This window comes from Micromonospora sp. URMC 107 (assembly GCF_051386315.1).
GTDB lineage: Bacteria > Actinomycetota > Actinomycetes > Mycobacteriales > Micromonosporaceae > Micromonospora.
This window is the reverse complement of record NZ_JBPQTK010000085.1, coordinates 1-26,592: the sequence shown is the minus strand read 5'-3', so window position 1 is coordinate 26,592 and position 26,592 is coordinate 1. Positions and strand designations below refer to the sequence as shown.

Here is a 26,592-nt window from a genome sequence, read left to right as displayed (position 1 = left end):
GGTGGGGTGGGTGGGGTGGCGATGGCGTGCAGGAGGTGCCTGGCGTCGGTCACCTGGTCCTGTGCCGTGGCCGCCTGGGGGCTCTCGGCGGCGATGGCGTCGGCGATGCGGTTGGCGAGTTCGATTTGGTGGCGGAGCTTGTCGTCGCCGCTGGGTACGGCGTGCAGGGCGCGGTGCGCCAGGGCGGCTATGTGACGGGCGAGGGCGTCGGGGGCGTCGGCGGGGTCGAGCTTGTGGTGCTGAATGAGGGCGGGGTCGACGTGCTGGAGGCGGCCGGCCAGCTCACGGGTGATGAGGTGCTCGTAAATGCCCCGCTCAAGATCCGCCACCTGGGCAAGGTAGCCACCCTCAGGTCACATGGCTATCCCTGCGGCACGGTTTTAGAAAGGCTGTCAGGTACTGGACAATTCGTTCCGAGTAGTCCGGCCAGTGCGCACCATCCGCCAGCACCTGGCGCGCACATACCCTTACCGGTGCAGAATGCAGAGCGCTTCCAGTTGCCTGAACTGGAGGAACAATTAGCTTTCAGACGCTAGCTGCGCCGAGCAGGGCGACGCCCTCACCATCGCCCTCGACAACCACCGCCCCGAGGACGACGTGTACGTCTGCGGGCCGCCGCCGATGCTCGCCGGCGCGCGGCTGCGGCTGCTCGCCGCCGGGGTGCCCGCCGGCCGCATCCACCTGCCGTCGGAGATGGTCCCCTGACGGCCAGCTCCGCAAGCCGGCGCGCGGCTCGACGGGTCAGGCGCCGGGCGGCTGGTACGGGACGTGCATCCGGAGCGCCTCGTCCACCTCTTCGGCAGTCAGCAGCGGGCTGATCCGCGTGTCCAGGCCGCGAGCCGCCCGGATGGTGACGGCCAGGGCGGCGGCGGTGGTGTGGTCCGGAAGATCGCACACCACGTAGGTGTCGTACTGGCCGAACCCGAAGTACATCGCCTCCATCTGGCCACCGGAGTTCTCGATCAACGCGCGGATCACCTCGGCGCGTTTCGTCCCGCCGTCCTGCCTCAACCCGTTGAGCCCCTCGACCGTGTAGGTCGACGTGAGCAGGAACTTCGCCATCCGGGCATCACCTCCAGATTCCGGCCGCGGGTACCCGATGTGACGGTGGATAGTCCTGCCCCTCCTCGGCGAGGCCAGCCGGTGCGCGTGCGGCCTTCGGGACGCCGGTTCCCGACGGCCTGTGCTCAGCAGAGGCCGGGCCGGTAGCTTCTGGGGATGCCCGACACCATTCACGACGACCTGCTGGCCGGCTTCACCCCCGCCCAGCCGTACACCACAGAGGCCGCGGCCGCCGCGCCCGCATCGCCGGGCGTGCACCTGGTCCTTGAGGGCTCGGAAGTGATCTACGTCGGCTTCACGGGCAACCTGCGCAACCGGCTCCGGCAGCACCTGACCGGCAACCGTGACTCTTCCGTGCTGCACCAGCAGGTCGGTCACGAACTCGACAAGCCCGGTGCGGTGGCGACGGCGGCGGACATCGCCGCCCGGCTCGCCCGGTGCGAGGTCCGCTGGCGGGAGGACGACAACCCGCAGGCTACGAAGGAAGCCCTGGTCCTGGCCCTGAAGCCGCGCTTCAACCGGCAGGTGCCGAAGCCGCGCCACTCAGCCGACGACGAGGCATAGCGGGACCCTCTACAGTCGACGGTCTCATCGACACCGACGGCGAGAGGGCACCGATGCGGATCGGCATCAACACGTGGGCGTGGGCGGCACCGCTGACCGACGAGGCGCTCGCCCGGCTGGCCCCACGGATCCGGGCGTGGGGCTTCGACGCCGTCGAGCTGACCTTCCAGGCGCCGGGGGACTGGGATCCCGCGAGGGCCGCCGACCTGCTCGCCGGGCTGGGGCTGGCCCCCGCCGTCTGCGCCGGCCTGCTGCCCGAGCACGACCTGCTCGCCGACGACGAGGAGGTCGTGCGGCGTACGGAGGAGTTCGTGCGGCACTGCGTGCGGGCCGCGAGCCGGGTGGGGGCCGCCGTGGTGGCGGGCCCGCTCTACGCCCCGGCCGGTCGACGGTGGCTGCTCGACGCGGACGCCCGGCGGGCCACGGTCGCCCGCCTCGTGCGGCGGCTCCGGCCGCTGGCCGACGAGGCCGCCGGGCAGGGCGTGACGATCGCCCTCGAACCGCTCAACCGGTTCGAGACGAGCCTGCTCAACACCGTCGACCAGGCGCTGGAGGTGGTGGCCGGGATCCCCGGCCTGGGCCTCGCGCTGGACACCTTCCACCTCAACATCGAGGAGCGCGACCTGCCGGCCGCCATCCGGCTGGCCGGCGACCGTCTCGCCCACGTCCAGGTGTGCGGCAACGACCGCGGGGCGCCCGGCGGGGACCACCTCGACTGGCCGGGCATGTTCGACGCCCTGACCGGCATCGGCTACGCCGGCCAGGTGAACATCGAGTCGTTCACCGCCGAGGCCCTGGCCGTGCCGATGTCCGTGTGGCGGCCCCTCGCCGCCGACCCCGACACCCTCGCCGTCGAGGGGTTGGCCTTCCTGCGCGGCCTGACCGGGGCACGGCGTCACCGCTCGGCGGCGGGGCAGGCGTAATGTCCCGGTGATCCAGGTGGGAGGTGGGGTCGTGCGGACGAGGCTGGAGGTGCCGCCGGCGGTCGAGGCCGAGCGGGTCGTCACCGCCGTACTGGCCGACCTGCGCTCCGGCGAGCATCGCGGGGTGGTGGTCGACTCGCCGCCGGGGGCCGGCAAGTCGACCCTGGTGGTGCGCGCCGCCGTCGAGCTGGCCGCCGCCGGCGAGCCGCTGATCATCGTCGCGCAGACCAACGAGCAGGTCGACGACCTCATCGACCGCCTGGCGCGCAAGGCGCCCGAGCTGCGCATCGGGCGGCTCTCCGCCGCCGACTACCGGCCGTCCGAGCGGGTGCGGGGCCACGAGACGGTCCGGGTCGCCGCGAAGGTCGCCGACCTCGGCGGTCCGGCCGTCATCATCGGTACGGCCGCCAAGTGGGCCACTGTCGCCGAGGGCACCTGGCCGTGGGCGATCGTGGACGAGGCGTACCAGATGCGGTCGGACGCCCTGCTGCGCGTGGCCGGTCGGTTCGAACGGGCGCTGTTCGTCGGCGATCCCGGTCAGCTCGACCCGTTCTCGACCGTGGAGACGGGGCGCTGGACGGGCCTGACCTGGGATCCGATGCAGTCGGCGGTGGCCGTGCTGCTGCGACACAACCCGGAGCTGCCGGTGCACCGGCTGCCGGTGTCGTGGCGGCTGCCCGCCTCGGCGGCGTCGGTGGTCGCGGCGGCGTTCTACCCGTTCACCGGGTTCCGCGCCGGCACCGGCCCGGCCGACCGGGCGCTGCGCCTCGGCGAGCCCGGGGTCGGGGACGCCCTGGACCGGGCGGTGGAGCTGGCCGCCGCCACCGGCTGGGCGCTGCACGAGCTGCCGGCGCGGCAGACGCTGCGTACCGATGGCGAGGCCGCCTCGGCCTGCGCGGCCCTGGCGCTGCGGGTGCTCCAGCGGGGCGCGGTCGCCGTCAGCGAGCACGCGCCGCAGGGCGCGCCCGTCACCGCCGACCGGATCGCCGTCGGGGCCGCCCACCGCGACCAGGTCGCGGCCATCCGCGCGCACCTGGGCCCGGCGGGGGCCGGCATCACCGTCGACACCGCCAACCGGCTCCAGGGCCGGGAGTACGACGTGACGATCGTGCTGCACCCGCTGTCGGGGCGGCGGGACGCCACCGCGTTCCACCTGGAGTCGGGGCGGCTCTGTGTGCTGACGTCGCGGCACCGCCAGGCGTGCATCGTGGTGGCGCGCGCCGGGATCGGCGCGCTGCTGGACGCCCACCCGTCGACGGAGACCGTGCACCTCGACGTGCCGGTCAAGTTCCCCGACGGCTGGGAGGCGAACCAGACGATCCTCGCGCTGCTCGCCGGCACGACGTCGACCACCTGACCCGGCCGCCCGCCGTCGGCGGCGTCCGCACGTCTCCACCGCGTGCGATCCGCCCGGCGCCGCAACTGCCAGGAAATTTGCATACGGCAATGTGACGCCGGTTGGAAACCTTCGAAATGGGCGTTGTCAACATGGTGCGCATTTGCTGTCTCGTCACCGATGGTGATCAGCGCGTGACGATTCCTATTCTGACCATGGTGCCACCGATCGCCGTGGCCCGACCCGTGTTCCGCCGGCCCACCTGGCCGGCGCTCCCGTCGATCGTCCCCTGCGCGCCCACATCGCGAGGTGTCGAATGGTCAGTGCAATTCGTTTCCGTGCCGCCCTCGCGGCGGTTCTCGTCTGCGCCCTGGTCCTGGTGACCGCGCCCGCGTCGGCGTCCGCCGGCGCACGCGACCGGGCCGCCGCCCGGGAGGAGATGCGGCGGTACCTGTCGACGCATCCCGGCGGCACGCCCATCAACGACAACGAGATCAGTTACGGCGGTGGCACGTTCGTCGTCACGCTGCGCGCCCCGGTGGGGACGTACGGCATGGCCGACTGCCCGCAGGGCTGGTTCTGCTTCTACGACCGGCCCAGCTTCGGCTATCCCCGGGGCCGCCTCTCCGACTGCGGCCGGCAGAGCCTGTTCACCTGGCAGTGGCAGTACCGCGTCGAGTCGGCCCACTACAACATCGCCAGCGGATCCGTCTCGTTCTACTACCACGGCACCCGGCTCTTCGACGTCGGCGCGGCGAACCGGGTCCGCAGCGACGCGGCCCCCTACCGGAACTGGGCCAACTACGTCGAGCGCCGCTGCGTCTGACGCGCCTTCCCGCCAACCCGGGCCGAGGCGCGCGGCCACCGGCCGGCACAGGGCGGGGGCCCGAGGGGTGTCAGCGGCACCGGCCGGCCGTGCTGGAGTCCGTCCGCGTCCGGTCCAGGAAGAGCTGGTAGCCGAGGGTCACGTTTCCGGCGACGATCGTCGTCTGGTGGCTGAGCAGCTCCCCGCTGTCCTGGTCGAACTGGAGCGTCTCCCGCCGCCCCTGGCCGTCGTCGGCGCTGAACGCCAGGCCCGGCCGGTCGCCCCAGTCGGGGTAGCTGCCCCGGACCGCGATGCCCGGTGTCGTCGCCAGCACGTGGAGCAGGGCGGAGCGCTGTCCCGGCCCGAGGAGGTGGTACCGCTGGAGGCGGCTGACCAGCTCCATCAGGCCGGCGGCGTTGCGCAGCTCCGGCGGCAGCTCGTCCAGCTGCGCCGTGAGTTGCTCGCGCAGCTCCGTCGGGTCGGCGGACGGCTCGGGTGGGATCTCCGTCAGCTCCCCCTCCCGGTACCGGGACACCTGCGGCTCGGTCGAGCGCCGGCCGGCCACGACGGGGGTGACGACCCGCCGGCCGGACCGTTTCCGGCTCCACGCGAGCTGCTCGTCCCGGTAGGTGCCGGGGTCGACCCCCGGCGCGAGGTTCGCCGGGGGCGACCAGACCCGCAGGCAGATCAAGGTGTACGGGCCCTCCGCCGCCGAGGACGGGCGGCCGGCGACCGCGAGGGCGAGGTCGGCGAGTTGGGTGCTCGCGTCGACGCTCGCCGGTGAGCTCTCCGTCGGCGGCGTCACGGGACGGATGTGCAGCCCGATGGGCGACCGGTCGCCTCCGTGGAGCACGACGACGACGCCGACGGTGACCAGCGATACCAGGGAGACCCCGCCCATCAGCGCCGCCAGCACCCGCAGCCGGGACCGCGGCGGGTGCGCCCGGCGGCGCGCCGGTCGGAGCGCGACGGACTCGGGGGCGAGAGGCCGGCGGGGGCGCGGGATGCCCTCCGCCTCTCCCGGGGAGCCGGTCCGGTGCGGGGGCGCGGCCCGGCGTCGTGTCCGCGCCTGCGTGCGGGCATGGCGCGGCCCGGCGGTTCGGGCGGCGCCGACCGGGCGGCCCGCCGTCGCCACGGTCGGCTCGCCGCCCGCCGGGACGTGGCCGTGGAAGCCCGAGGTGGTGCTCCGCTCGCCCGGCGGGCGCAGGCCGGTGGCGGCTCCGTGGCAGCCCGGATGGGCCGAGCCGGACGTCTGCCACTCGGGTATGGGCACCACCCCGTACGTCCACACCAATGGCGCGGGGTCGCCGGGCAATCCGGGCCGCTCGGGCCACGCGCCGTCGGTCGCGGCGGCGCGGGCCGGCGGGTGCGACCGTCGGGCCGCGGCCTCGAACGGTCCGGGCCGCCCGTCGTCCAGGTCCGCCGGTCGGGAGTGGAGATCGCCGCGCATCCCGACCGTCGGCGGTACGGGCGTCGGCCGGGGCGGCGCCACGTCGGGCCGGCACTCCCGCCGGTACGCCTCGGCCGCCTCGGCGGCCAGCCGGAGGTACCACGCCCGGCCCCGCGGCCCGGCGTTGTCGTAGGTGCAGCTGATCAGCGCCTGGCTGACCAACGAGAGCAGGTACTGCGCCCGCCAGCTCGCGCCGGCCCAGCGACTTCTCGACACGTAGGTCGTGCCGACCGCGTAGCAGGACCTGATCACCTTGGTCAGCAGTAGGGGCAGCCGTTCGGAGGCATCCTCCGCCGGGTCGATGAGCAGTGCCCGCAGCGCGGCGGCCCGTACGTCGCCGAGACCCTCCGCCACCTCGGGCAGGACGGCGTCCAGCAGCAGGATCACCAGGTCGCGGGTGAGCGGCGCGTCCTCGGCGAAGCGGGCGACGTCTACCAGGCAGAACTCGTCGACCCGGACCACGCCCTGGCGGGAGGCGGGATAGAGGACGTTGTCGCGGTGCGGGTCGCCGTGCGACGCCCCGCACCGCTGGTCCAGTTCGTCGTCGCCGAAGGGGGAGCCCGCTGCGGCGAGGCGCAGCGGGTTGGGCAGCGCGGCGTCGCCCGCCACCCGGAACCAGTCCGCGTCCGGGTCGGCCAGGCCGAGCGTCCGGGTCGACTCCAGGATCTCCGGCCACGCGCCGGCGTCGGCCAGTTCCCGCCGCACGAATTCGCTGACGGTGGTCCGGCTCGTCCGCTGCTCCCGGCGGCACCAGCCGAGGAGGCGGTCGACGAGGGTCGGGTAGGCCTCGGTGAGCTGGGCGTCCGGCACGTCGGCGAGGGAGACCACCCGCTCCGCGCCGTGGGCCACGTCCTGAAACATCAGGAATCGGCCGTCACCGACCGGATGGCGGGGGTACGGCTGCCGGACGAGGTGGCGCTCCGCGAACTCCGGGTCGGCGCGCAGCGCCGCCTGGTGCCGGGCCGTCTCCTCTCCGGAGCGCCGGTCCGGCAGCACCTTGACGTAGAGCTCCTCCGCGTCGCGGCCGTCGGGTCCACCGATGATGACGCGCTCGAGGTGGGCGCCGCTGCGTCCGCGGTGCCGCTTGGCGTGCAGGGACCTGCGCCACGTGGCGCCCCGGCCGTGCGCCCACTCGTGCAGGGCAGCCTCGGCTGTCGTATCCAGCGCGTAGTTTCCGGGGTCGTCGAGACCGTCGCCCATGTCCGTCGTTGGACCTTCCACGAGGAGTGAAAGAAGGGGGCGGACGAGCGGGGGTGGTCGTCCGTCGGGGCCGCACCGGTGAGGCGCACAGGGAAAGGTACCTCAGCTTTCCGGGCGAACGCGTCACATGTTCGCGCTTGGGAACCAACCTACCCATAGGTAACCAGATGATCACATCGGGACCTCAGCCGCGTACGGTCAGTGACATCGAAGAGCGTTCATCGGCTGATCGGCGGGTCGGCGAGCTGATTCCCAGCTCAGGCCTCCGATGTAGGGCTGGGGCGGCGCCCCCTTCGCGGCCGGCGCGGGTCGCGGCGCGTACGCCCGGCAGCGGGTGGCCCGGCGCTCGGGGTCGGGGTGGACCCTCGGCGTGACGCGGAGTGAAAGTTCCGTCGGCGTGTCGGCGAGGCCGGCCGCGACGGCCGCACCTGCGCTCCGCCCCTGGATGTCGCGCCGCCCCCGGGCGGATCAGTCGACTACTTGACGTAGTCGGTTTGGAGATAATGCCTGGTCGGGCGACTACCTAGCGTGAGGGCGTCAACCGCAACGCCTCGTACCGGCCAAACCTGACAACCAGGGAGGCCATCGCCGAGGCGACAGACAGGAGAGTTCCATGTCAGCTCAGGCAGCAGCCCGCCGGCGCCGACCCCGCGCCCTCACCCTCGTCCTCGGCGTCGCCGTGGCGGCCGCGGTGGTCGTCCCCGCCGCTCCCGCGTCGGCCGCCGTCCCCGGCCTCGTCCGGATCGCCGTGACAAGCGCCAGCAACTCGAACGACTTCCGCAGCGTCACGGCGACCTGCCCGGTGGGCAAGGTGCTGACCGGGACCGGTTACGAGCTCAACGGGGCGACGGGCGAGGCGGTGGTCGACGACCTGCGCCCCAACGGCGGCCCGGCCGTCGCGCCGACCGCCGTGACCGTCGGGGCGTACGAGGCCGAGGCGTTCGCCGGAAACTGGTCCCTCACCGCGTTCGCGATCTGCGCCAACCCGGTCGCGGGCCTGGTGCGGGTCTCGGCGTCCAGCGCCAGCAACTCGAACGACTTCCGCAGTGTCACGGCGACCTGCCCGGTGGGCAAGGTGCTGACCGGGACGGGGCACGAACTCAACGGCATCATGGGCGAGGGCGTGGTCGACGACTTCCGTCCGAACGGCTGCCCGGCCGTCGCGCCGACCGCCGTGACCGTCGGGGCGTACGAGGCCGACGCCTTCGCCGGCAACTGGTCCGCGACGGCGTACGCGATCTGCGCGAGCCCTCTCGCCGGCCTGGTCCGCACCTCCGCGGTGAGCCCCAGTGACTCGAACGACTTCCACAGCGTCACGGCGGCCTGCCCGCTCGGAAAGGTGCTGACCGGGGCGGGCTACGAGCTCAACGGCATCATGGGCGAGGGCGTCGTCGACGACTTCCGGCCCAACGGTGGCCCGGCCGCCGCCCCGGCCGCCGTCACCTCCGGCGCGTACGAGGAGGACGTGTTCACCGGCAACTGGACCAACACCGCGTACGCCATCTGCGCGACGGCGTAGTCACCGCCGCCGGCCGGTGGCGCCGTCCGACCGGGACGGTGCCACCGGCCGGCCCGTGCGCGTTGGCGCCGGTCGTGGTCCCTGCGCGTCCGCGCCGGCCGGCCTGTCGTGTTCGCGCCGGTCGCGGTCGCCGGGCTTCAGGCGAACGTGTCGCCGAACTCGCGCACCCCGTCGACGTCGAGGGTGATCCGGCTGTTGTCGGTCCACTGGCCGGTGGCGGCGCGCCAGCTGGGGTCGTCGCGCTCGTCGATGTCGGTCCAGCCGGGCCGGTGGTGGCGCAGCTGGATCGGCCCGGACGACGCGCCCGGGGCGAGGACGCCGCCGGTGAAGGTCAGCTCCACCCAGCCGGGGATCGGCGTGCCCGGCAGCGGGTACCGGGTCGGCGTCGGGCTCGGCGTCGGCGGGCCGCCGGGCGGCAGGGGCGGCGGGAAGAACGTCATGGTGCGCCGGATCCGGTCGCAGCCCAGCGCCGCCCAGTCGCAGTTGAGCACCAGGGAGGTGTCGCCGCCCTCGAACACCAGGTGGTAGCGCACCCGCACCGTGGCGAGGTCCAGCGGCCCGGTGCCGGTGTTGGTGACCTGGAGGACGTGCTGGATCTGGTTGTCCGTCGGCGACCAGTCGAGGTTGAGGTAGCTGACCTTCGCCCGCCCGTACGCCGTGCGGACCGGGGTGACGGGGGAGGGGTCGGAGTGGCCGCCGAGCGTGTAGGCGCTGACGACGAGGCGGTACTCGCTGCCCGGGGCCAGGTTGGTCAGCGTGAGGGTGGTGGCGGTCGTGCTGCCGAGGCTCCGGTAGACGTGCGGGCCCAGCTGCGCCCGCACCTCGTACGTGATCGGTTCCTCGCCGGCCGGCTCGCCCACCCAGGTGGAGGGCGTCCAGGAGAGAGTGAGGTGGTGTGGCCGGTCGACCACGACGACGGGGCTGCCGGGCGTGGTGAGCGCGGGGGTGTCGTCCGCCCGCGCGGCGCCGACGGCGAGCGGGCTCAGCAGCGCGGCGAGGACGGCGACGGTGGTGACGCGGCGGACACGCATGGTGGCGATGCTACGAGCATGAATGGATGCTTATCAATCGTTAGGCTTCGCCCCGTCGTCGGCTTCTGCTGCCTCCCCCCTAAGCGATCACGCGAGGACGCCGATGACCCACACATCGGACGCCGCTGCGGGCACCAGCGGCCGGGCCGAATACCAGCGGGTCACGTCTGCTCGGCTGCGGGACCGGGAACCGCTCGCCGGAAACCGACCTTCGCCTCGGGGAACGCGTCCCGCAGCGTGGTGAGGGTCGGCTCAGTGTTCCGGCCCCACACCTTGCGCACCACCCACGTCCGCCCGTCCTGCACCAACGCGTGTTCTGTGAACCAGCGGCTGACCTCCACGCCCGGGTACTGCTCGGCGAGGGCAACCTGCACCTCATCGTCGCTGTGGTGCTCACCCTCGATCGGCCGGAACCGGCCCGGCGACAGTGCGCCCCCGATCGCCGCCGCCGGCACTCCTCGCTGGATGAGCTTCTCGATCATCAGCCGCACCGCGCGGCGCTTGTTCTCGTCCGGCAGCACCTGACCGTCGACGACGATGTGGTACCTCGTCCAGTCTCGGTTGTCGGTGCCGCGACGCTCCTGCTCGGCAACCTTGCGACCCACCCGGATCTGGTAGTCGGCGGCCTCGGGGAGCGGGATGACCTGCTGGATGTCCAGCAAGATCCGTCCGTCGATGCGGTACGGGATGAGTCGGACGCAGCGTACGTCCATGCCGTCGAAGCGGTTGAGCCAGAGCACGGCGGTGGTCAGTTCCCGCCCGAAGTCTGCCGATACCAACAGGATCCGCACGTCCGAGGAGATGATGGGCGCCTCGTCGCTGTCGCTCAGGTCGAGCCAGGCGAGCAGTTCCGCCCGGGCGTCGGCGTCCTCGTCGGGGCGGATCCGGGTCAGGTGGTCCTCGTAGGCCGTAACGACCTCGTCGAAACTCATCGCAGAGACCATGGCCGCGTACCGGAGTGCCTGCAACTCCATGTGCCCGCCGTCATCGGTGCGCTTGAGTTCGATAACGACCAGATGCCCGGCTGTGTCGACGGCCAGCAGGTCGATCCGGCGTCGGGAGTCCTCCCAGTTGCCGAACTCCTCGGCGACGACGAGCAGATCCGGGCTCAGCACCGTGATGTCGTCACGGAGCAGCCGCTGCAGATCGTTGCGTTCGTAGATGCCAAGGGCAGCGAAGCGGGCCGCGTCGTGGCGGCGCAGCCGGTCACCGTCAATCTCATACAGCGGCACGGGTACTCCTCGTGGGACGCGGTCAGGCCGGCGACGAGCCGACAACCGTGGAGATGACCGCCGACATTCCGCCGGCCTGGTCGATGGCCCGGCGCAGCCGAAGCTGAGCGTCGATGAACCAGGCGATGTACTCGTGCCAACGATCGGTGTCGGCGATGTCGCCGTCGCGGTACTCGACGATGCGGCAGCCCTTGCGGCCCACAAGGGGCTCGAAGGACAGCCCGGGGCACAGCGGCTCGAGCTTTGTCCGGGCCGTAGCGAAGCGGGTGTCGTTTACGGCCGGATCACGGTGCTGGAAGAACATCTCGCTCCCCAGCCCGGCCTTCGCGAAGGTGCAGGCGTAGATGATGTCGCTGCTGCCGGTAGGCAGCGACAACCAGTTCTCCGGGCGCCCCTTGGTGGAAGCCGTCCAGTGCAGATTCTGCGTGCGGAGAGTCTCCAGGAACCTGCCCCAGAACTCCTGGTAGGCGAGGTTGCGGCTGCTCGTGGCGGCGTCGGCCTGCGCGATCGACCTAACCTGTTTACCCCAGTCATTGGGCTGTGCGACGAGGCGCAACAGCGGCGCTGGAACGGACTCGCCGATCCGAACAGCGGCGATCTCGATGCCGAAGAAACGGGTCTTCTCGTCGGTTCGTGTGTTCAACCAGTCGAGTGCCGCCCGGTGCTCCTCGCGGAACCCTGCTGCGAGCCACACGATGTTTACGGGATCCGTGCCGCCGGCATAGGTGAGCAACTGGCCCAGATGGCTGTGATCCGTCCGCTCCAGCTGATTCTCGATGATCACCTTTTCGCCGGTTGACTCGTCCACTCCGATGAGGTCGAGCCAGAAACCACCTACCGGATGCTCTGCGGCCGAAAGTGCCAGCTCCATGCCGAGCACCTTGCCGAGGACATCGGCATTCGCGAGCAGCCAGGGTGTGAAGCTGTGCGCCTCGTGCTTCCAGACCTCACGGATGTCCACACTGTCGAGCCGACCCAGCGCGGGGAGATCGCCGCTCCCATCCCCTGACGTCATGCCGGCGACCATATCGAGGCAGGGCATTCCGATGCTGCCCCGTGAGGGCTGGAACCGTCCCCGGCCGGCCTTACGTTGTTGCCGGGCTGGTTGCCCTTGTCCACTGATCGGACTGAACCCGGCTGACGCCAACATACGGGACGGCGACAGGGGGATCGGTTCACTAGCATCGCGCTTCCTTGGTCTACGTCGTGATCCGGGCCGGCTTCCCAGCGAGAGGAGCGGTGAGATGCAGCGCGATGACGAGAGCCAGTTTGGGCGGTTGCTCAGGGGCCCCTACTACGAGGCGGTGGTCGTGGCGAACCGCGCTTATCTGCAGGCCGCTGTTCCTGACGCCGCCGCTACGGAACGCGAGTACTGGACCCTGTCGTGTCTGCCAAACACCCGGAGCCGGCCTCGACGGCTCTCGGCTGTCTCGATGAAGACAATGGAGACGTTCGTCCTGCACGAACCGGCTGATGTGGACGATGGAGGGCGGCCCGAGGGTTTCGTCGTCGTGCGTCGGTCGATCCTCAAGCGGCACTGGCCCAGCGGACGGGCGCTCGGCCGGGCGTTCCCAGGGCTGACCGAGGAGCCGTCCGACTACGAGGACGCGGGAGAGGACCAGGCCAGGGTCCGTGGCCGGTACGACGAACTGATCGCTGCCCTGACCGACGAACGCTTCGCCTCCGCCGTCCGCGATCTGGTCACACCGCTGCTCTCGGTGCGGACGATGCAGGGCGCGGGCCACTGCCACGCTCTTGTCGACCACGTTCTGGGGCGTGCTGCCCACCCCGCAGCATGGGTCTACCCGGTCAACGAGGAGAGCGCGCCCTGGGGCTACCCCCAGGGCGCACTCGAGACGCTCCGTGGCTTCCGCGACGGCGATGTGGCTCAGTGGGAGCTTGCCTCGTGCTTCCACAAGATCAGGGCCGGAGACCGGATCTGGGTCTACGCCACGACTCCACACCAACGTCTGGCCGGCGCTGGCATGGCATGGTCCGACCCGTACGAGATCGTCAACGAGAACGGCGTCGATTGGCGGCTGGATATCCGATGGGACATCCCGCTCACTCGCTTTCTGCTGGCGAACGTCATCACGTCCTCCAACGTGCTGACAAAGCGGGTCCCGACCGTGCGGGCGATGAGGCCCGAAGAGGCCGCGAGGCTGGCGGACATCCTCAGCGACCACCAGGCGCCCCAACCGGCGAGCCTGCCGGAAGGTCGGCGGCGCCGGCTCGCCGAGGTCACTGCCAGACAGGGGCAGGCAGACTTCCGACGCCGACTCATCCTCGCGTATGGCGGCAGATGCGCGATCACCGACTGTGACGTCGAGGTGGTGCTCCAGGCGGCACACATCTCTCCGTACGACGGTCCATCGACGAACCGGGTCACCAATGGTCTGCTGCTCCGCGCAGACCTGCATAACCTCTTCGACCGGGGATACCTCTGGATCGACGGACACTACCGGGTGCGGGTCGCGGAAGGGCTGGACCACTACGCCGATCTTGACGGCCGGCCCCTCCGGCGGGTGGCCGCCGAGGCGCGACCGGACAAGAGAGCGCTGGCCGACCACCGTAACGAGAGGGTTCGGCGCGTGTACCGCTGATCCGGCTTCGCCACGCCTGCCAACGGAGTGGAGGCAGGCGTGGCCGGTGTCTGTGTGGACGCGATCGAGGCGATCCCCGGCAACCGAATAGCCGGCCGGCGCGTGGGCTTCGCCCCGCATCCGGTGGCGACCCTGTATGGGCCGGGCCAATTGCGTGTCGTTTCCGATCAGCGATTGGCGCTGTCGTCGTATGCCCGGACGACCTGGCGACAGTGGAGACCACCAACTCGGGAGAGCGTCGGGCGGCTCAGGCGCCGCCCTGGCGGTGGACCCGCCCCTCGCGGGCGACCGTGGACCGGTCGTGGTCGCGTTCCGTGCCCGCCGACCCGGTCGCGGTGCGCAGGTGCCGGGCCTTCGGCGAGTGCTCGACGGGCGAACCCTGGTGACCCCGGGCGCCGCTGCCGGGATGCCGTCGGCCGCGCGCCGACTCGCCGCCGGGATCGTGCTTGTTCTCCTTGTGACTACCCATGCGGGCCGCGTACCCGGTCCGCCGGTGGCTAGTCGTCGGGCCGGCGGCTCGGCGCGCGGGCCGTCGCCCCAGGGGTGGAGGCCCGCCGGCGACGCTCGGCGCGCCCAAGCGACGGTCCTACCGACGGGGCAGCTCGACAGCGCGGTGAAGCGGACATTCGGTCAGTCGTCGGCCCTGTCGGGCCGGAACTCCGCCGCGTAAAGGGCTCGCGATGTCCCACCGTTCCGCTACCGTCTGGGCGTCATGGATCCGCGGTACGACGAGGCCGTCATCGGGCGGGAGCATCCCGCGGGTCTGCTGCGCGCCGAGATCGACCGGGTGACCACCAGCCACGGCGGTCTGGTCCTCGTCGCCGGGGAGCCCGGCATCGGCAAGACGACGCTGGTCACGGCGGCGGCCGACGAGGCCCGCCGGCGGGGCGCGCTGGTGCTCGGTGCCGCCTGCTGGGATTCCGACAGCGCGCCCGGCTACTGGCCCTGGGTGCAGGTGCTGCGCGGCCTGCGCCGCGCGACCGACGACTGGGCGCTGGCCCGGGAGTCGGCCGAGCCGGGGCTGGCGGCCCTGCTGGGCGAGGCGACCGGCGGCATCGCCGGGGACCCGGCGGACGGCGACGCCGCGGCGGTCGACGGCACCGCCGGCGAGGCGGCCGGCCGCCCGGCCGGCGACGACCGCGCCGACCAGGAGGAGTTCGCGCTCCACGACGCGGTGACCACCGCGCTGGTCGCGGTCTCCCAGCGCCGACCGGTCGTGGTCGTGCTCGACGACCTGCACTGGGCCGACCCCGCCTCGATGCGGCTGCTGCGCTTCGCCGCCCAGCACACCTGGTTCGAGCGGCTGCTGCTGATCGGCACCTACCGCGACGCCGAGGTCGAGTCACCCGACCACCCGCTGCGCGGGCTGCTGATGCCGCTGGTGGCGAAGGCGACCACGCTCACCCTCACCGGCCTGTCCCGCGACGAGGTGGCCGCGCTGATGACCCGCGCGGCCGGTCGGGCACCCGACGCCGGTCTGCTCGACGAGGTGCACCGGCGCACCGGTGGCAACCCGTTCTACGTGGAGCAGACCGCCCGGATCTGGCGTGCCGACGGCCGGGTCGGCGCGATCCCGCCGGGCGTACGGGAGGCGGTGCGAGCCCGTCTCGCCCAGCTGCCGGCGGCGGTCGTCGAGGCGCTCACCGCCGCCGCCGTGCTGGGCCGGGAGTTCCACCGCCCGGTCCTCGCCGCCTGCGCGGGCACGTCCGCGGCCCAGGCCGACCGGCTCCTCGACCGGGCGGTGACCGCCCGGCTCGTGGTGTCCCGTGGCGGCGGCCGGTTCGCCTTCGTCCACGACCTCGTGCGGGAGACCCTCTACGACGCGCTGCCCGACGACGACCGGCGCTCCCGGCACGCCGCGGTCGTCCGGGCCGTCGAGAGCGCACCGGCGCTCGCCGAGCGGCTGATCCCCGCCGACCTGGCCCGGCACGCCCATCTCGCCGGCGCCCACCTCGACCCGTCCCGCGCCGCCGAGCTGCTGGTCGCCGCGGCCCGGGACGCGGGCGGTCGGTTGGCCGTGGACGAGTCCGTGGTCCACTTCCGCCGGGCGTTGGAGGTCGCCGCCGACCCCACCCAACGCGTGAAGATCATGATCGAGCTGGGCCAGCTGCTGCACCACTCGGGCGGGGGCGAGGAGGCCCGGCGGCTGCTGGCCGAGGCCACCACGCTGGCCGTGGCGGTCGACGATCCGGTGGTGCTGGCCCATGTCGCCCTCGTTGTCCACCGCCGTCACACCGACGGCCCCGGGCGTCTCACCGATCCGGAGGGCGTGCTGCGGGAGGCGTACCGGCGGTTGATCGGCGAGTCCGCGGGCGCCGTCCCGGTCGGCATGCTCGTCACCGACCTGATCGCCGCCACCGAATCCCTGGCGAGGCGCGGGCACGACGACGAGGCGCTCACCTTCAGCCTCTGGGCCCGCCACGACACCACGTGGGGGCTGGGCTCGGCCCGCGACCGCGCCGCGATCACCGCCGAGATCCGGGACGTGGCGCGCCGCGGCGGCGACCGGGAGACCGCGCTCTGGGCGACCGCGCTGCGCTGGGTCGCGCTGCTGGAGCTGGGCGACCCCCGTTACCACGACGAATTCACCACCTTCGTCACCGGCGCCCGCCGGGGCGACGCCCGGCACCGGGCCGCCGCCACCATGGACGACGCCATCATCGCGGCGTTCCGTGGCGACTTCGCCCGGGCCGACGAGTTGGCGGGCGAGCTGACCGGCCTGAGCGAGTGGGACAGCTCCGACTTCGCCTTCATGGGCCACCACCTGCGCTGGTCCCGACTGCACCTGCAGGGCCGGTCCGACGAGGTCGACGCCCTCCTCGACGGGTTCTCCTCGACCGGCTACCCCTATCCGGAACTCGTCCGGGGCGTCACCGCGGCCGAGCGCGGCGACGTCGAGGCGGCCCGACGGGTGGTTGCCGGCATCGAGGCCGCCGGCACGGCGTACCCGGGATCGGTGTCGCCGCTGTGGCTGCGGCTGCGCGCCGGGGTCGCCGCCGCGAGCCGCGACCCCCGGCGCTGCGCCGAGGCCCGGGAGGCGCTGCGACCGCACCGCGGGCAGTGGATGTCCGCCCTGTTCGGCTGCGACCTCAGCGGCCCCGTCGATTACTGGCTGGCCCTCGTCGACGCCGCGGAGGAACGCTGGGACGACGCGGTGGCCGGGTTCTCCGCCGCCCGCGACTCCGCCGACCGGCTGGGCGCCCGCCCGTGGTCGGTCCTGGCCCGCGCCGCGCTGGCCGACGCGCTGACCGGGCGGGACCGCCCCGGCGACGCGGCGACCGCCGCCGCGCTGCGCGCCACCACCGCCCGCGACGCCGCCGACCTCGGCATGCGCCAGGTGACCCGTCGCCCGGCCGGCGCGTCGTCGACGGAGGCCGAGGCGCCGCCCGCCGCCCCGACCCCCGGTCCGGATTCGGCGCGGGCCGTCACCGTCGGCCTGCCGACGGTCGTGACCGGGCCGCACGCCGCGCGGGCGGTCGCCGCCGGGCCGCATCCGTCCGTCGTGGGGCAGCAGCCGGGGCAGGCGTACGGCTTCCGCCGCGACGGGCCGGTCTGGCAGCTCGCCTACGCCGGCGTGGTGGTGCACCTGCCCGACGCGAAAGGGCTGCGCGACCTGCACGTGCTGCTGAGCCGGCCGGGCGTCGACGTCCCGGCGGTCGAACTGCTCGACCCGGCCGCCGGGCCGGAACTCGTCGCGGCCCGCCGGATGGGCGGCGATCCGGTCCTCGACGACGAGGCGAAGGCCCGCTACCGGCGGCACCTGGAGCGCCTCGACGACGAGATCGACCGGGCCGCCGCGCGCGGCGACGAGCGGAGGATGGCCGACCTCGACGCCGAGCGGGGCGCCCTGCTCGCCGAGCTGCGCGCCGCCGCCGGGCTGGCCGGCCGCAGCCGCCGCCTCGGCGACGAGGCCGAGCGGGCCCGCAAGACGGTGACCGCCCGCATCCGGGACGCGCTGCGCAAGCTCGACCAGCGCCACCCGGGCCTCGCCGCCCACCTGCGCGACACCGTCACCACCGGCGGCACCTGCCGCTACCTCCCGCCCGAGCCACTGCCCTGGCGCCTCTAGCCCCGGGCACCGGTCGGTCGCCGACGTCGAGGGCCGGTAAACCCCGCAGCCCTCCGCGGTGTCTTGCTGACTGAGGACCAGGAGGGGCCAGATGCGAGACGCGCAGGGCGCGGAGTTCGACGACTTCGTCCGTACCCGGTCGGTGGCGCTGTTGCGGGTGGCCTACCTGCTGACCGGCGACCGACACGCGGCCGAGGACCTGCTTCAGGAGGTACTGGAGCAGATGTACGTGCGCTGGCGCCGGGTGCGCACCTCCCCGGAGGCGTACGCCCGGCGGGCCCTGGTCAACCGGTCGATCAACCGGTGGCGGCGGCGGGTCCGGCGACCGGAGCAGGCGTTGGGCGACAACGACGGGGTCGCCCGGGACCACGCCGACGACATCGCGCTGCGCCAGGCGGTCGTCGCGGCGCTGCGTACCCTGCCGCCCCGGCAGCGCGCCGCCGTCGTGCTCCGCTACCTGGAGGACCTCTCGGTCGCCGACGTCGCCGGGGCGCTGCGCTGCTCCGAGGGCACCGTGAAGAGCCACGCCTCCCGGGGCCTCGCCCACCTCCGGGAGGCGCTGGCCGGGTCGAGTCTCGTCCTGTCCGTCCCGACCGACACCGGGAGTGCGCGATGACCATCGAAGAGAGTGACGTGCGGGGCGTCCTGCGTCGGGTGACCGACGACCTCGTCGGCCGGCCGACCCTGCTCGACGACGTGCGACGGGGTGGGCGTCGTCGGTTGCTGCGACGTCGGGCGGTCCTGGCCGCGGTGTGCGCGGCCGTGGTGGCGGTACCCGTCGGCGGTGCGCTCCACCTCGCGGACGACGGGACGGCGGTGGAGGTCGCCTCGCCGCTGTTCGACGAGCCCACCCGCGGCGACCTGGCCGGCGACGAGGCGTATCTGCGGCAGGTTCGCCAGGCGTGGCGGCAGCAGGCGAGGGACGCCGGGTTCGACGGTGACGATCCGCACGTGGACTGGGCGGGCGATCCGCACGTGGTCTGGGCGGGGGAGACTCCGGCCGGGCCCGCCGCCTACGTCGCGCAACGGGCCGCCGTCACCCACCAGGTGTGGCAGCCGGCCGCCGACCGGACGATCGGCTATGCCGCGTTCGTCGAGCCCACCGCCGACGGGCCGCGGGTCATGACGCTGGAGATCGTCACCGACGCCGCCGACGGCAATTCGTCGGCCGTGCTGCTCGGGCCGCGCCGCGACGTGCTGGTCGTGCGCGACGCCGGACACCCGGTGGAGTTCTCACCGACGTTCCGGTACGCCGCCGACGGCCGGATCGAGCGCACCTTCCAGCCGGTGGCCTTCCGGGACGGGGCCGCCGTGCTGTCGGTGCCGCCGCAGCGCGGCAGGGTGACCGTCGCCCTGGTCAGGAGGCCGGTCAGCGCGACGACCGCCGTCCACATCGCCAACGCGGCCGACGTCCTCTTCGCCGACCGGAAGGCCAGTCCGCAGCCGCGGTCGGTCACCTACACGTTGCCCGGCGCGGACCGGGTGTGGGGTGACACCCCCGCCGCGCAGGTCGGCAGGGACGTCTTCGCGACGGACGCGCTGGCCGCCTACGTCGATCACGGCGGCACCCACCGGGCTGGGGGCTCTCCCAGCCTGACCGTCTACGGGGCGGCCCCCGACGGCCGGCAGCTGCTGCTGAAGACCATCCAGTACGACGACGACCCCGCCCGCGCGATCGCACTGCTCGCCCACGGCGGCGCGCCCTTCCAGCCGGTGGCCAGCGGGTTCATCGACTGGACCGCGCCGCTGCCGGTGCGGCTGCGGCTGCCGGACGGGCAGGGTGCCCTCGTCGTCGCCGAGGGCGCGGCGCTGAGCTATCGGATCGGCGCCGGGCGGTGGCACGACGCCGGGCGTGGCGCGGCGCTGCTGCCCGCCGACGCCACCGAGGTGCGCGTCACCGCCGCCGGCGGCACGGTGACCACCGTCCGGGTCGACTCCTAGCCGGCCGCCGGGACGACGACGGGCACCACCACCTGGGTGGCGGTGCCCGTCGTCGGCGGGATCAGCGGCGGTTGTAGCGGTACATCGTGAGCGTGCCGAAGACCACCACGAAGCCGGCGCTCCACAGCAGCGTCCACATCGTGGCCGACGGGTCCGAGGTCCCCGCCATCACCGCGCGCACCGAGGCCACCAGCTGCGTGATCGGGTTGACTTTGACGAACGCCTGGAGCCAGCCGGGCATCGTGCCCGGGTCGACGAACACGTTGCTGAGGAACGTCAGCGGGAACAGCACCATCATGCTCACGCCCATGACGGACTTCTCGCTGCGCAGGACGAGGCCGAAGAACGTCCAGACCCAGGAGAACGCGAACGAGAAGACCACCAGCAGGCCGATCCCGGCCAGCACGCCAAGCAGCCCGCCGTCGGGCCGGAAGCCCAGCACCAGCCCGACGCCGAGGATGACCACGGCCGCCAGCACGTACCGCAGCACGTCGCCGAAGATCATGCCGACCAGCGGGGCCGGTCGCCAGACCGACAGCGTCCGGAACCGGTCGAAGACGCCCTTCTCGATGTCGGTGTTCAACCCGACCCCGGTGTACATGGTGATCATCACGACGCTCGTCACCATGATGCCGGGCAGGAAGAACTGGAGGTAGTCGCGCGGGCTGTCGGCGAGGGCGCCGCCGAACAGGTACGTGAACATCAGCACCATGATGATCGGGAACGCCGTCACGTCGAAGAGCTGCTCCGGCACGTGCTTGATCTTCAGCAGCGCGCGCCAGCCGAACGCGAGCGACGCCGACAGCGCGCCGGGCCTGGGCGGTCGCGCGCCGGGCGCGAGGACGGTGGAGAGCGCCTCCGCCGACGGTACGTAGACGGTCGGGGCGCGCCCGGTCGTGGTGGCGTTGCTCATCGGGCTGCCTCCAGCTGGTCGTCCCGCTCGTCGGCCGCGACGGCGGGGTGGTCGGTCAGGGCCAGGAAGACCTCGTCCAGGCTCGGCTGACCGAGGGAGAAGTCGTCGACGACGATGCCGGCGCGGGCCAGGTCCCCGAGCGCGCGGGCGGCCTGCTCGCTGGCGTCGAGGTCGCTGCCGTCCCCGCCGACCCGCGCGGTCAGCGCGACCGGATCGGGTTCGAGCTGCACCGGCACGCCGAGCGCCGCCTGGAGCAGCCTCTCCGCGTCCGGCCGCTGCCCCGGGTCGCGCAGTCGCAGGTGGACGGTGCCGGAGCCGACCGAGGACTTCAGCTCGCCCGGGGTGCCCTCCGCGATCACCCGGCCGTGGTCCACCACCGCGATGCGGCCGGCGAGCTGGTCGGCCTCGTCCAGGTACTGCGTGGTCAGCAGCACGGTCGTGCCGTGCGCCACGACGGCCCGGACGATCTCCCACACCTGGTTGCGGCTGCGCGGGTCCAGCCCCGTCGTCGGCTCGTCGAGGAACAGCAGGTCGGGGGTGTTGAGGATGCTCGCCGCGATGTCGATGCGCCGCCGCATGCCGCCCGAGTACTTCTTGACCTGCCGGCCGCCCGCCTCGGTCAGGCCGAACGCGGCGAGCATGCTCTCCGCCCGCTCCCGGGCAGCCGGCTTGCGGTGCCCGAGCAGGCGGGCGAGGAGCATCAGGTTCTCCAGCCCGGTCAGGTCCTCGTCCACGGAGGCGTACTGGCCGGTCAGGCTCATCCGGGCGCGTACCGCGTCGGCCTCGGCGACGACGTCGTGCCCGAAGACGCGGGCCCGTCCGCCGTCTGGGCGCAGCAGCGTCGCCAGCACGCGTACCGCCGTGGTCTTGCCGGCGCCGTTCGGGCCGAGCAGCCCGTAGACGGTGCCGGCGGGGACCTGGAGATCCATGCCGGCGAGCGCCCGGGTGTCCCCGAACGACCGGGTCAGGCCCTCGGCCTCGATGGCCAGGCCGGTGGTGCGTTTCATGCTCCCTACCTTCCTCAGGTGTCACACGTTCAGGAGACGTACGGGCGGGCGGCGCGACCGTCGCGCAGGGCCAGGCCCCACCAGCGGAGCTGGTCGAGCAGGACGTCGGCGGCCCGTTCGCACCGGTCGGCCGCCGGGGGTGCCGGCTCGCCGTCGAGCAGGTCGACACCGACGACGTCGCGCACGGTGACCGCGTGCAGCGCGGTGAAGACCGTCCGGAGCTGGTCGACCGCGTGCTGGCCGATGGAACCGCACCCGTACGACACGAAGCCGACCGGTTTGGCCTGCCACTCGTCGTACGCGTGGTCGATCGCCTGTTTCAACGAGCCCGGGAAGCTGTGGTTGTACTCGGCGGTGACCACGACGAACGCCTCCGCCCGCGCCACCTGGGCGACGAACGACCGCATCGCGGGAGTCGGCTCCGCCGGACGGCTCTCGGCGAGGTCGTGGTCGACGAGGTCGACGACCGTCACGGCCAGCCCGTCGCGCCGCCGTGCCCGGTCGACGAACCAGCGGCCGATCCGGTCGCCCGTCCGTCCCTCGCGGCCGATGATGACGGCGAGGCGCAGTGGTGTCATGGTTCCCCCTCCCGGCTCCGGTCCCACCCGACAGGCGCGAGACGGCGGCCGGCGGCCCGCGAGATCCGATCTGGCGGCCGTGGCGTACCCCCGGCGGGGGTTCCCACCGGTGGTCCCGGGCTCAGGCCGGCTCGTCGAAGAGCACCGGCCAGGGGCGGGGCGCCGGCGTGGGTGGCGGCGCCGGGGGCTCCGACCCGTCGGCCAGCACCTCCGCCGCGAGCTGCCCGAACATCGGCGCGGCCGGGTGCGCGGCCCGGCGCGGCCACGCCGCCGAGGTGCGCCGGACCAGCGGCGACCCGGCGATCGGCCGCCAGGCGATCCGGGGCTCCCGGCGGGCCGTCGCCGCCGGCTCGACGGCGACGCCGCCGCCCGCCAGCACCAGCCCGAAGAGGAACTCCGGGTTCCGCGCCGGGCGGACCCGTCGCGGCGTGAACCCGTGCCGGCGGCAGACCTCCAGCAGGTGGTCGTGCCAGCCGGGCGCGGTGGCGCGGGGCGCGGTGACCAGGTCCAGGCCGGCCAGCGCCGCCAGTTCGACCTCCCGGCCCCGGGCCAGCGCCGAGGCGCGCGGAAGCAGCACCCCCAGCGGTACGTCGACGGCGGCGCCGAGGCGCAGCCCGTCGTCGGTGACGGGGTGGTGCAGCAGGCCGACGTCCAGCCGTCCCTCGCCCAGCATCCGCTCCTGCTCGCCGCTGGTCAGCTCGTGCAGGTCCACGTCGAGCCCGGGGGCGCGCCCGGTCAGCCGGTCGAGCAGTTCGCGCAGGGTCACCGCGGGCGTCTCCGGCGGCACCCCCGCCCGGAGCACCCCCGACACTCCCTCGCGCACCTGCCGCATCAGGTTGCGCAGCCGCCCCTCCCCGGCCAGCAACTCCTCGGCCTCGCCGAGCAGCAACTGCCCGGCGGTGGTCAGCCGCACCTGCCGCCGGGAGCGGTCGAACAGCTCGACCGCCAGCTCCCGCTCCAGGCGTTGCACCGACTGGCTCAGCGGCGGCTGGGCCATGCCGAGCAGCTCGGCGGCCCGCCCGAAGTGCAGCTCGGTGGCGACCACCACGAAGTGCCGCAGGTGCCGGAGCAGGTCCACGGCCGGACCCTACGCCAGCGCCCCGACGCCGGCCGGGGGCGGCGGCTACCGTGCGCGGGTGGCGACAGAGCGGATCGGCGAGATCTTCGAACGGGTCGGGGTCACCGGCTGCCTGCACGTCGTCGACCTCGACGCGGTCGACGAGGGCCCCGACGGGGCCGGCGGCGGAGCGGCGCCCGGGCAGCCCGGTGGGGCGGTGCCGGGGCGGTCCGACGGCCCGGGACGGCCCGGTGACGCGGCGCTCGGGCGATCCGGTGGTCGGCGGGAGGTGGCGGTGCGGGCGGACGAGCAGGTGGTGATCGCCTCGATCTTCAAGGTGCTGCTGGTGCTGGAGTTCGCCCGACAGGTCGTCGCCGGGCAGCTCGATCCCCGGGAACGGGTCCTCGTCACCGCCGACGACCGGCTCGGCGGGTGGGGGATCGCCGGCTGCGCCGACGACGCCGAGGTGTCGCTGCGGGACCTGGCCTACTTCGCCATGTCGGTGAGCGACAACACCGCCGCCGACCTGCTGCTGCGCCGGGTCGGGGTGGACGTGCTGCCGATGCTCGCCGCCGAGCTGGGGCTGCCGCGTACCCGGATCGTCGGCGGTCCCCGGCACCTGGTCGAGACGATGCTCGCCGACGTCGGCGCGCGTACCGAGGCGGACTTCGCCCGGATCTTCCCCACCCTGCCGCCGGAGCGGGTCCGCGCGATGCGGATGTTCGACCCCGCGCACACCACGTCGAGCACCGCACGGGAGATCACCCGGCTGCTCGGCCTCGTCTGGCGGGACGAGGCAGGCCCGCCCGAGGCGTGTGCGATGGTCCGGGGCTGGATGGCCCGGCAACTCTTCTGGACCCGGTTGGCCGCCGGCTTCCCGCCCGGCGTGCGGGTGGCCGGCAAGACCGGCAGCCTGCCGGGCCTGCACCTGGAGGCCGGGGTGGCCGAGTACCCCGACGGCGGCCGGTACGCCATCGCCGTCTTCGTCCGCGCCACGCAGCTCGCCACCCGCCGCATCGACGTGGACCTGGCGATGGGCCAGGCCGCCCGGACCGCCGTCGAGGCCCTGCGCGCCGCCTGAGTTTCCGGCCGCCACGCGCCGCCGGACACCCCGCTGAGCTGGTCCGATATGCCGACGGGTATCGACCGTGTCGGGCATGGATCTTGGACCGGGTGGGGGTCGTGCTGATTGGCTCGGCCCGACCGATCAGCACCACGACGGGGAGAGTTCCGCATGCCCAACCTCGACCGCCGCCGCTTCCTCCGCGACGCCGCCGCCAGCACCGCGCTGGTCACCGCCGGCGGGCTCGCCGCCGGCACCGCCCGCACCGGGCCCGCGCACGCCGCGCCCCCGGCCGCCGCGCCGGCCCCCGGGCGCCGCGGCCCGGTCAGCTTCCGCTGGTGGGGTACGTCGGCCTGGCGCGTCGACATCGGCGACCGGACCGTCCTGGTCGACCCCTTCCTCAGCCGGATCGACACCGGGCTGTTCAGGGGCGCCTTCGACCAGGCCGCCAAGCTGGAGGTCCGCACCGACGTCGTGGACTCCCTGGTGGACCGGGCCGAGACGGTGCTCGTCACGCACACCCACTGGGACCACTACATGGACGTGCCCCACCTCGCCGGCCGCACCGGCGCCCGGGTCGTCGGGACGCTCACCGCCTACCACCTCGGGCTGGCGTACGGGCTGCCGTCGGGTCAGCTCAGCCCGGTGCGGGGCGGGGAGGTGCTGGACTTCGGCGCGTACACCGTGGAGGTGGTCGGCTCCCTGCACAGCCGCAACAGGTCGTACTCGATGGCCTTCCCCGGCGTCCGGGTCAGCCCGCCGGCGAAGCCGGAGACCATCGCCGACCTGCCCGAGGGCGACACCCTCGCCTACCAGCTGCGGGTGGCCGACGGTCCGTCGGTGTTCTTCATGGGCGCGAGCGACTTCGCCGAGCGGAACCTGACCGGGCTGGCCCCCGACGTGGCCATGGTGGCGCTGCCGAGCAGCACCGCCACCGCCGATTATGCCGAGCGGCTGCTCGACGCCCTCGACCGGCCGAAGGTGGTGGTGCCGGTGCACTTCGACAACTTCGAGACCGAGCTGCGCAACCCGGTGCCCGTCGCGCCGACGGACCGCGAGCGGCTGGACGGGCTGATCGCCGCGGTGCGCCGGGTCTCCCCGCGCAGCCGGGTGGTCGTGCCCGAGTACCACACCGCGTACCACTTCTGAGGTGGCACGACGGGCCGTGGCTTCCGCCCGCGGCCCGTCGGCGTGCCCGGGTCGGCCGCCGTCGCGGGACCGCACGGCGGCCCGCCTGCCCCGGCGAGGGGCCGAGCACGGCGGCCCGCCCGGCGTCGGTCAGCTCGCCGACATCTCGGCCAGCGTACGCACCGACCGCCAGTTGCGGGTGGTCGCCACCACGCCGAGCTTCTTCTCCAGGTGGTTGTTGGTGAACTTCGACCGGCCGTAGCCGCCGTCGGGATAGTGCAGGTAGACCTCGCGACCGGCGACGGTGAACGCCACGTTCTCGCCGCCGGGCGCGGCCAGGGCGGCCACGGCGGACCGGCCGGGCGCGGTCGCGAGGAAGACCACCAGCAGCCGCGTCGGGTCGTCCTCCCGGTCGGCGTACGGGTTGCCGCCGGCCACCGCCGCCAGTTCCCGGCCGCTGCGCACCAGCACCGGCACCGTCAGCCCCAGTTCGTCGGCGATCGCCCGCTCGATGCCCCGCGCCAGCGCGCCGGCGTCGCGCACCCTGCTGCCGAAGACCACGTTCCCGCTCTGCAGGTACGTCTTCACGTCGTCGTGGCCGAGGCCGGTGACCAGCCGGCGCAGGTCGGCCATGGCGACCTTCGCGCCGCCCACGTTGACCCCGCGCAGCAGCGCGACCCACCTGTCCACACGACCCCCTCGACCCGTCGGTACGGAGCCAGCCTAGGCGCGCGGCGACACGCCGCCCGGGTCAGCGCCGGCGGATGGCGGCGGAGGCGAGGCGGAAGCCGATGGTGCGGTCGACGATGCGGTCGACCAGGTCCGCCTTCCGCAGCCCGGCGACGCCGCGCAGCTCCAGGCTCGCGGCGAGCACCCGCAGGTCGCGGGCGGTCCAACCGGAGAGGTACGCCGTACCGTCGTCGCGGCGGGACATGGTTCCCAGCGCGGCCCGGGCCAGGGCCGGGTCCGGCGCGGGCGCCGCCCGCCGGGCGGACGGGCGCGCGGGGGCGACGCCCCGGTCGGCGGGTGCGGCGGACGGGCGCGCGGCGGTGGTGGTCCGGCCGACGGGTGCGGTGGCCGGGTTCCCGGCGGGGGCGATCCGGTCGGCGGG

General features: G+C 73.7%; 23 protein-coding genes and 1 pseudogene. 11 read left to right on the top strand and 13 right to left on the bottom strand.

Annotation, left to right across the window (positions count from 1 at the left end):
- Positions 1-329: pseudogene (locus tag ACSNN9_RS19200) on the bottom strand (DUF3427 domain-containing protein); the annotation flags it as partial.
- A gap of 412 nt (positions 330-741) precedes the next feature.
- Positions 742-1,062 (bottom strand): GYD domain-containing protein, encoded by a 321-nt coding sequence (locus ACSNN9_RS19195; protein WP_436674738.1) that lies wholly within the window; start codon positions 1,060-1,062, stop codon positions 742-744.
- Between the two features lie 156 nt (positions 1,063-1,218).
- Between ACSNN9_RS19195 and ACSNN9_RS19190 the strand changes: the two genes are divergently transcribed.
- From ACSNN9_RS19190 to ACSNN9_RS19175, 4 genes are all read left to right on the top strand, one after another.
- Positions 1,219-1,626: a hypothetical protein gene (locus ACSNN9_RS19190; protein WP_436674737.1), complete on the top strand. Its 408-nt coding sequence runs from the start codon at positions 1,219-1,221 to the stop codon at positions 1,624-1,626.
- Positions 1,627-1,679: 53 nt separating this feature from the next.
- On the top strand, positions 1,680-2,549 hold the full coding sequence (locus ACSNN9_RS19185; protein ID WP_436674736.1) for a sugar phosphate isomerase/epimerase family protein: 870 nt from the start codon (positions 1,680-1,682) through the stop codon (positions 2,547-2,549).
- 31 nt (positions 2,550-2,580) lie between these two features.
- Positions 2,581-3,906 carry an AAA family ATPase gene (locus ACSNN9_RS19180; RefSeq protein ID WP_436674735.1) on the top strand — a complete coding sequence of 442 codons (1,326 nt, stop codon included), beginning with the start codon at positions 2,581-2,583 and terminating at the stop codon, positions 3,904-3,906.
- A 295-nt stretch (positions 3,907-4,201) separates the two neighbouring features.
- Entirely contained in the window at positions 4,202-4,711 is a 510-nt protein-coding gene (locus ACSNN9_RS19175; protein ID WP_436674734.1) for a hypothetical protein, read from the top strand.
- 70 nt (positions 4,712-4,781) lie between these two features.
- Here the strand turns inward: ACSNN9_RS19175 and ACSNN9_RS19170 are convergent, their stop codons facing one another.
- Entirely contained in the window at positions 4,782-7,340 is a 2,559-nt protein-coding gene (locus ACSNN9_RS19170) for a hypothetical protein (RefSeq protein WP_436674733.1), read from the bottom strand.
- Between the two features lie 613 nt (positions 7,341-7,953).
- Here ACSNN9_RS19170 and ACSNN9_RS19165 point away from each other — a divergent pair.
- On the top strand, positions 7,954-8,859 hold the full coding sequence (locus ACSNN9_RS19165) for a hypothetical protein (RefSeq protein WP_436674732.1): 906 nt from the start codon (positions 7,954-7,956) through the stop codon (positions 8,857-8,859).
- Positions 8,860-8,996: 137 nt separating this feature from the next.
- On the opposite strand, the gene ACSNN9_RS19160 is transcribed toward ACSNN9_RS19165, so the two are convergent.
- The 3 genes from ACSNN9_RS19160 to ACSNN9_RS19150 all read right to left on the bottom strand — a co-directional run bounded on the left by ACSNN9_RS19160 (position 8,997) and on the right by ACSNN9_RS19150 (position 12,137).
- Complete coding sequence (locus tag ACSNN9_RS19160; protein WP_436674731.1) at positions 8,997-9,890, bottom strand: fibronectin type III domain-containing protein; 894 nt, start codon at positions 9,888-9,890, stop codon at positions 8,997-8,999.
- A 161-nt stretch (positions 9,891-10,051) separates the two neighbouring features.
- On the bottom strand, positions 10,052-11,122 hold the full coding sequence (locus ACSNN9_RS19155) for a hypothetical protein (protein WP_436674730.1): 1,071 nt from the start codon (positions 11,120-11,122) through the stop codon (positions 10,052-10,054).
- Positions 11,123-11,144: 22 nt separating this feature from the next.
- Entirely contained in the window at positions 11,145-12,137 is a 993-nt protein-coding gene (locus tag ACSNN9_RS19150; RefSeq protein WP_436674729.1) for a DUF4268 domain-containing protein, read from the bottom strand.
- 229 nt (positions 12,138-12,366) lie between these two features.
- Here ACSNN9_RS19150 and ACSNN9_RS19145 point away from each other — a divergent pair, with 229 nt between their 5' ends.
- A complete protein-coding gene (locus tag ACSNN9_RS19145; RefSeq protein ID WP_436674728.1) occupies positions 12,367-13,725 on the top strand; it encodes an HNH endonuclease in 1,359 nt (452 codons plus the stop codon).
- A 247-nt stretch (positions 13,726-13,972) separates the two neighbouring features.
- Here the strand turns inward: ACSNN9_RS19145 and ACSNN9_RS19140 are convergent, their stop codons facing one another.
- Complete coding sequence (locus ACSNN9_RS19140) at positions 13,973-14,194, bottom strand: hypothetical protein (protein WP_436674727.1); 222 nt, start codon at positions 14,192-14,194, stop codon at positions 13,973-13,975.
- A 243-nt stretch (positions 14,195-14,437) separates the two neighbouring features.
- On the opposite strand from ACSNN9_RS19140, the gene ACSNN9_RS19135 reads away from it, so the two are divergent.
- The 3 genes from ACSNN9_RS19135 to ACSNN9_RS19125 all read left to right on the top strand — a co-directional run bounded on the left by ACSNN9_RS19135 (position 14,438) and on the right by ACSNN9_RS19125 (position 19,735).
- Entirely contained in the window at positions 14,438-17,794 is a 3,357-nt protein-coding gene (locus ACSNN9_RS19135; RefSeq protein ID WP_436674726.1) for an ATP-binding protein, read from the top strand.
- Between the two features lie 91 nt (positions 17,795-17,885).
- Positions 17,886-18,410, top strand: a complete 525-nt coding sequence (locus tag ACSNN9_RS19130) for a SigE family RNA polymerase sigma factor (RefSeq protein WP_436674725.1) — start codon at positions 17,886-17,888, stop codon at positions 18,408-18,410.
- A complete protein-coding gene (locus tag ACSNN9_RS19125) occupies positions 18,407-19,735 on the top strand; it encodes a hypothetical protein (RefSeq protein ID WP_436674724.1) in 1,329 nt (442 codons plus the stop codon). Before ACSNN9_RS19130 ends, ACSNN9_RS19125 begins: the two co-directional genes overlap by 4 nt.
- 61 nt (positions 19,736-19,796) lie before the next feature.
- On the opposite strand, the gene ACSNN9_RS19120 is transcribed toward ACSNN9_RS19125, so the two are convergent.
- The 4 genes from ACSNN9_RS19120 to ACSNN9_RS19105 form a co-directional block, all read right to left on the bottom strand.
- Complete coding sequence (locus tag ACSNN9_RS19120) at positions 19,797-20,648, bottom strand: ABC transporter permease (protein WP_436674723.1); 852 nt, start codon at positions 20,646-20,648, stop codon at positions 19,797-19,799.
- Positions 20,645-21,655: an ATP-binding cassette domain-containing protein gene (locus ACSNN9_RS19115; protein ID WP_436674722.1), complete on the bottom strand. Its 1,011-nt coding sequence runs from the start codon at positions 21,653-21,655 to the stop codon at positions 20,645-20,647. The genes ACSNN9_RS19120 and ACSNN9_RS19115 overlap by 4 nt, the downstream gene beginning before the upstream one ends.
- A 29-nt stretch (positions 21,656-21,684) precedes the next feature.
- Positions 21,685-22,233 (bottom strand): NADPH-dependent FMN reductase, encoded by a 549-nt coding sequence (locus tag ACSNN9_RS19110; RefSeq protein WP_436674721.1) that lies wholly within the window; start codon positions 22,231-22,233, stop codon positions 21,685-21,687.
- Between the two features lie 121 nt (positions 22,234-22,354).
- Positions 22,355-23,311, bottom strand: coding sequence for a LysR family transcriptional regulator (locus tag ACSNN9_RS19105; protein ID WP_358094186.1), 957 nt, complete (start codon positions 23,309-23,311; stop codon positions 22,355-22,357).
- 58 nt (positions 23,312-23,369) lie between these two features.
- Between ACSNN9_RS19105 and ACSNN9_RS19100 the strand changes: the two genes are divergently transcribed.
- Positions 23,370-24,371 (top strand): serine hydrolase, encoded by a 1,002-nt coding sequence (locus ACSNN9_RS19100; RefSeq protein ID WP_436674720.1) that lies wholly within the window; start codon positions 23,370-23,372, stop codon positions 24,369-24,371.
- A 153-nt stretch (positions 24,372-24,524) separates the two neighbouring features.
- Positions 24,525-25,502, top strand: coding sequence for an MBL fold metallo-hydrolase (locus tag ACSNN9_RS19095; protein WP_436674719.1), 978 nt, complete (start codon positions 24,525-24,527; stop codon positions 25,500-25,502).
- Positions 25,503-25,631: 129 nt separating this feature from the next.
- Here ACSNN9_RS19095 and ACSNN9_RS19090 read toward each other — a convergent pair whose 3' ends face one another.
- Positions 25,632-26,171 (bottom strand): DUF1697 domain-containing protein, encoded by a 540-nt coding sequence (locus ACSNN9_RS19090; protein ID WP_436674718.1) that lies wholly within the window; start codon positions 26,169-26,171, stop codon positions 25,632-25,634.
- A gap of 61 nt (positions 26,172-26,232) precedes the next feature.
- Positions 26,233-26,592 (bottom strand): Rho termination factor N-terminal domain-containing protein (locus tag ACSNN9_RS19085; RefSeq protein ID WP_436674717.1); only part of this gene is annotated, 360 nt, incomplete at its 5' end.

Excerpts from the sequence above, each read along its gene's own strand:
- ACSNN9_RS19095 (WP_436674719.1), top strand. The coding sequence starts at position 24,525 with ATGCCCAACCTCGACCGCCGCCGCTTCCTCCGCGACGCCGCCGCCAGC.
- ACSNN9_RS19145 (WP_436674728.1), top strand. The coding sequence starts at position 12,367 with ATGCAGCGCGATGACGAGAGCCAGTTTGGGCGGTTGCTCAGGGGCCCC.
- ACSNN9_RS19160 (WP_436674731.1), bottom strand. The coding sequence starts at position 9,890 with ATGCGTGTCCGCCGCGTCACCACCGTCGCCGTCCTCGCCGCGCTGCTG.
- ACSNN9_RS19195 (WP_436674738.1), bottom strand. The coding sequence starts at position 1,062 with ATGGCGAAGTTCCTGCTCACGTCGACCTACACGGTCGAGGGGCTCAAC.
- ACSNN9_RS19170 (WP_436674733.1), bottom strand. The coding sequence starts at position 7,340 with ATGGGCGACGGTCTCGACGACCCCGGAAACTACGCGCTGGATACGACA.
- ACSNN9_RS19190 (WP_436674737.1), top strand. The coding sequence starts at position 1,219 with ATGCCCGACACCATTCACGACGACCTGCTGGCCGGCTTCACCCCCGCC.
- ACSNN9_RS19135 (WP_436674726.1), top strand. The coding sequence starts at position 14,438 with ATGGATCCGCGGTACGACGAGGCCGTCATCGGGCGGGAGCATCCCGCG.
- ACSNN9_RS19140 (WP_436674727.1), bottom strand. The coding sequence starts at position 14,194 with ATGGGTAGTCACAAGGAGAACAAGCACGATCCCGGCGGCGAGTCGGCG.
- ACSNN9_RS19125 (WP_436674724.1), top strand. The coding sequence starts at position 18,407 with ATGACCATCGAAGAGAGTGACGTGCGGGGCGTCCTGCGTCGGGTGACC.
- ACSNN9_RS19165 (WP_436674732.1), top strand. The coding sequence starts at position 7,954 with ATGTCAGCTCAGGCAGCAGCCCGCCGGCGCCGACCCCGCGCCCTCACC.
- ACSNN9_RS19175 (WP_436674734.1), top strand. The coding sequence starts at position 4,202 with ATGGTCAGTGCAATTCGTTTCCGTGCCGCCCTCGCGGCGGTTCTCGTC.
- ACSNN9_RS19130 (WP_436674725.1), top strand. The coding sequence starts at position 17,886 with ATGCGAGACGCGCAGGGCGCGGAGTTCGACGACTTCGTCCGTACCCGG.
- ACSNN9_RS19150 (WP_436674729.1), bottom strand. The coding sequence starts at position 12,137 with ATGACGTCAGGGGATGGGAGCGGCGATCTCCCCGCGCTGGGTCGGCTC.
- ACSNN9_RS19115 (WP_436674722.1), bottom strand. The coding sequence starts at position 21,655 with ATGAAACGCACCACCGGCCTGGCCATCGAGGCCGAGGGCCTGACCCGG.
- ACSNN9_RS19120 (WP_436674723.1), bottom strand. The coding sequence starts at position 20,648 with ATGAGCAACGCCACCACGACCGGGCGCGCCCCGACCGTCTACGTACCG.
- ACSNN9_RS19185 (WP_436674736.1), top strand. The coding sequence starts at position 1,680 with ATGCGGATCGGCATCAACACGTGGGCGTGGGCGGCACCGCTGACCGAC.
- ACSNN9_RS19110 (WP_436674721.1), bottom strand. The coding sequence starts at position 22,233 with ATGACACCACTGCGCCTCGCCGTCATCATCGGCCGCGAGGGACGGACG.